Source organism: Methanobrevibacter sp. (genome assembly GCF_045577275.1).
In the GTDB taxonomy this organism is placed as follows: Archaea; Methanobacteriota; Methanobacteria; order Methanobacteriales; family Methanobacteriaceae; genus Methanobrevibacter.
Genome location: NZ_JAZNIB010000310.1, coordinates 1 through 1,751, shown reverse-complemented (window position 1 = coordinate 1,751; position 1,751 = coordinate 1). Strand labels below are relative to the sequence as shown.

Annotated in this window: 2 protein-coding genes; one reads left to right on the top strand and one right to left on the bottom strand. The window is 27.5% G+C overall.

The window, feature by feature from the left end:
- The first annotated feature begins 132 nt into the window (after positions 1 to 132).
- Positions 133 to 774, top strand: a complete 642-nt coding sequence (locus ACKI67_RS08890) for a queuosine precursor transporter (RefSeq protein ID WP_407463179.1) — start codon at positions 133 to 135, stop codon at positions 772 to 774.
- Positions 775 to 925: 151 nt separating this feature from the next.
- Here the strand turns inward: ACKI67_RS08890 and ACKI67_RS08885 are convergent, their stop codons facing one another.
- Positions 926 to 1,474, bottom strand: a complete 549-nt coding sequence (locus tag ACKI67_RS08885) for a winged helix-turn-helix domain-containing protein (protein ID WP_407463178.1) — start codon at positions 1,472 to 1,474, stop codon at positions 926 to 928.
- Positions 1,475 to 1,751: the final 277 nt, after the last annotated feature.

The window sequence follows — 1,751 nt, the reverse complement described above, 5'->3', positions numbered from 1 at the left end:
ATTAAATATTAATATGTTCTATGAAATATCATATTTTTTAAAAATCTTCTTTTAAATTTAATATTTCATAAACTTATGATTTTTAATCGGTTATAATTAATTTTATAATTTTATTAATTAAGGATTGATTTAATGGATTTAAACTTTGACTTTACAGAAAAAAGAGTAATACTCACAGTATTCTTCTGTATGGCTTTTACCATTGCAAACTTAATTACTGTTAAGATTATTAATATTAACTTTTTAGGTATGGAAACTCCTGCAGGAGTTTTAATTTATCCTTTAGTATATATCTTAACCAATGTAATTGCAGATGTATATGGTGAAAGAGTTGCACAAAGAACCCTTATATTAGGTATTGCTGCTGACGTATTATTCGTATTTATGACTACTTTAATATTATTCTTGCCATCCCCAGATTTCTTTACTGGTGATGCAGCATTATCCTTTGTATTTACCCAAACCCCAAGAATTCTTGTAGCTTCATACATTAGTTACTTGATTGGTAACTTGGTAAATGCTAGATTAACTACAATTGTAAACGAAGGTAAAGCTTATGCTTCCGGTATAAACTTATTGGTTCTTGCTTTAAGTGAATTCATCGATAACTTTGTATTCATCGGATTAGCATTTATTGGTGTTTACTCTGTTGTTGATATCTTAGTAATGATTATTACTCACTGGATACTCAGTTTAATTTGGACTGCTATTGCTCAGCCATTCACTACCATGACTGTAAGATGGGCTGAAAAAGGCAAACCTGCAGAAGCTTAATTTGATAATGCATAATATGAATTAGTTATTGAAAACTCGAAAATTAAAATTTCAAATCAAATGTGGATGATTATTTCACATTTTGATATTTCTTTTTTTTTATAAGCTGCTAAATTATTTTCTTAAATTTTTTTATCTATTGGACTATTTTTTAAATAATTGTCATCTTGCCTGCATTTGTAAGGTAATATTTCTCATATTGTTTTGTTTGTCCAACTAATCCTTCTTCCATTAGGCTATTTATGTGTTTGTAGACCATGGCTCTTGAGATTCCCACATTCTTTCCAATTAAGATTGCAGTTTGTTCGGACTCTTCAAGGGTTTTTAGAATTTTCATTTTTGTTTCTGAAAGGTTTATGCTTAACTTTGGCATTTGTATTGCTTGGTCATAAAAGCAGTAATAGATGTAGTTTGCTCCTTCCTTATTTGCAACAAAGTTTAAAATGGATCCCAGGAAGTTTCCATCAGTAGCTACATATATTTCATTTCCCTCTTTTGATTTTCTTATTATGTCAGTTAGTTGTTTTGAAGCTTCTATTGCATTTGTTGTGCTGATTTTGATGTTTTCCTTGGTCATATACTGATCAAGCAAACTGGTTTCATTATAGTTCATGTATACTGATATCAATTTGTCTATACCATTTTTCAAAGCTATATCCATAAGTTCCTTTCCCTTCAAGTTTGATATTAATATTTTCATGCAACTTACCCCATTTCTTTAAAATCTCAAATTATTTCATGTTCAACAGTTTTCTTTATAGTGTGTTATAATGTTTATAAAAATTCTATTTTGTTTATTATTTTGTTCAATTTTCGTTGGCACTTTATTTTCCGACTGGTGCCTATTTGCATAATTTTTTTTGATCTTTTTTCATTGGAAAAATTTTCATTAATTTTCTAAACAAAAATTTCTTATTCGATAAATTTTTTATATATTTTTTAATAATATTGCTAATATATTTATTTTGTTTAAATTT

Excerpts from the sequence above, each read along its gene's own strand:
- ACKI67_RS08890 (WP_407463179.1), top strand. The coding sequence starts at position 133 with ATGGATTTAAACTTTGACTTTACAGAAAAAAGAGTAATACTCACAGTA.
- ACKI67_RS08885 (WP_407463178.1), bottom strand. The coding sequence starts at position 1,474 with ATGAAAATATTAATATCAAACTTGAAGGGAAAGGAACTTATGGATATA.